Source organism: Streptomyces sp. NPDC006265 (genome assembly GCF_040613555.1).
GTDB lineage: Bacteria > Actinomycetota > Actinomycetes > Streptomycetales > Streptomycetaceae > Streptomyces.
This window is the reverse complement of the sequence record NZ_JBEXSH010001203.1, coordinates 1-2,101: the sequence shown is the minus strand read 5'-3', so window position 1 is coordinate 2,101 and position 2,101 is coordinate 1. Positions and strand designations below refer to the sequence as shown.

Sequence of the window (2,101 nt, the reverse complement as noted above, 5' to 3'; positions counted from 1 at the left end):
CGTCGGCCAGCCGCTGCTCTTCGTCGTCCTCGGCGTCGTCCTGATCCTGTTCAGCGTCGGATACGCCGAGATGAGCCGCCACGTCCACAACGCGGTCGCCTTCTACGCCTCCGTACTCGTCCACGAACTGGCGCACACCGTCGCCGCCCTCCGCTTCAAACTCCCGGTACGCCGCATCCGGCTCCAGTTCTTCGGCGGCGTCTCCGAGATCGAGAAGGAGGCCGAGACCCCCGGCCGGGAGTTCGTGCTGGCCTTCGTCGGACCCCTGCTCTCCCTCGTCCTCGCCGGCATCTTCTACGCCGCCGTGCAGACCGTGGAACCCGGCACCGTCCCGGGCGTCCTGCTCGCGGGCCTGATGATCTCCAACCTCATCGTGGCCGCGTTCAACCTCCTGCCCGGCCTGCCCCTCGACGGCGGCCGCATGCTCCGCGCCGTCGTCTGGAAGATCACCGGCAAGCCGATGACGGGCACCATCGCCGCCGCCTGGGTCGGCCGCGCCCTCGCAATCTCCGTGCTCATCGGACTGCCCCTGTTGACCCAGTCCGGCGCCCTCGGCACCGACGCCGTCGACAACGTGGGCATGGACACCGTCCTCGACGCCCTGCTCGCCGCGATCCTCGCCGCGATCATCTGGACCGGCGCCGGCAACAGCCTGCGCATGGCCCGCCTGCGCGAGCACCTCCCCGAGCTGCGCGCCCGCGCACTCACCCGCCGCGCGGTCCCCGTCGAGTCGGACATCCCGCTCTCGGAGGCCCTGCGCCGCGCCAATGCCGCCGGGGCCCGCGCCCTGGTCGTCGTCGACCCCGACGGCAAGCCCCTCTCCCTCGTCCGCGAGGCCGCCATCGTCGGCGTACCCGAGCACCGCCGCCCCTGGGTCGCCGTCAGCGGCCTCGCCCAGGACCTCACCGACGGCATGCGGGTCTCGGCGGAGCTCTCCGGCGAGGAACTCCTGGACGCCCTGCGCGCCACCCCGGCCACCGAATACCTCGTGGTGGAGGAGACCGGCGAGATCTACGGCGTCCTGTCGGCGGCCGACGTGGAGCGCGCCTTCGTCAAAGCGATGGCGCGGCCGTCCTGACCACGAGGCCGTCCTGGTGGTCGGTGGCCCTCTCCGGGGCCGGTAGGCTGGTCACATGTCCGAACCGACCGGTGCCGCCCGCAGGCGCGGGCCCTTCAAGGTCGGGGACCAGGTTCAGCTGACCGACCCCAAGGGCCGCCACTACACGTTCACGCTCGAGGCCGGGAAGAATTTCCACACCCACAAGGGTTCCTTCCCGCACGACGAGCTGATCGGCGCTCCCGAGGGCAGCGTTGTCCGCACCACGGGGAACGTCGCCTACCTCGCGCTGCGCCCCCTGCTCCCCGACTACGTCCTGTCCATGCCCCGCGGCGCCGCCGTGGTCTACCCCAAGGACGCGGGGCAGATCCTGGCCTTCGCCGACATCTTCCCCGGCGCGCGCGTCGTGGAAGCGGGCGTCGGCTCCGGCTCGCTCAGCAGCTTCCTGCTGCGGGCCATCGGTGACCAGGGCATGCTGCACAGCTACGAGCGCCGTGCCGACTTCGCCGAGATCGCCCAGGCGAACGTGGAGCGCTACTTCGGCGGCCCGCACCCCGCCTGGCAGCTCACCGTCGGCGACCTCCAGGACAACCTGTCCGACGCCGACGTCGACCGCGTCATCCTCGACATGCTCGCTCCCTGGGAGTGCCTGGAGGCCGTCTCCAAGGCACTCGTCCCCGGCGGCATCCTGTGCTGCTACGTCGCGACCACCACCCAGCTCGCCCGGACCGTCGAATCCATCCGCGAGATCGGCTGCTTCAACGAGCCGAGCGCCTGGGAGTCGATGATCCGCAACTGGCACGTCGAGGGCCTGGCCGTCCGCCCGGACCACCGGATGATCGGCCACACCGGATTCCTGCTCACCGCCCGCCGCCTCGCCGACGGCGTCGAGCCGCCCATGCGCCGCCGCCGCCCCGCCAAGGGCGCCTACGGCGAGGACTACGCAGGTCCCAACGCCGACGGCGGCGCCGCCCGCTGAGGCGGCCCGTCACCGCGTCCAACGCACCGGCGCCGTGGTGGAGTTACCCGGTCCGTACGGGAACT

Annotated in this window: 2 protein-coding genes; both read left to right on the top strand. The window is 71.9% G+C overall.

Annotated elements, in window-relative coordinates; genetic code table 11:
* A partial coding sequence (locus ABZ281_RS47080; protein ID WP_356664730.1) for a site-2 protease family protein occupies positions 1–1,078 on the top strand: 1,078 nt, incomplete at its 5' end.
* Positions 1,079–1,133: 55 nt separating this feature from the next.
* Positions 1,134–2,036: a tRNA (adenine-N1)-methyltransferase gene (locus ABZ281_RS47075; protein WP_356664728.1), complete on the top strand. Its 903-nt coding sequence runs from the start codon at positions 1,134–1,136 to the stop codon at positions 2,034–2,036.
* Positions 2,037–2,101 lie beyond the last annotated feature (65 nt).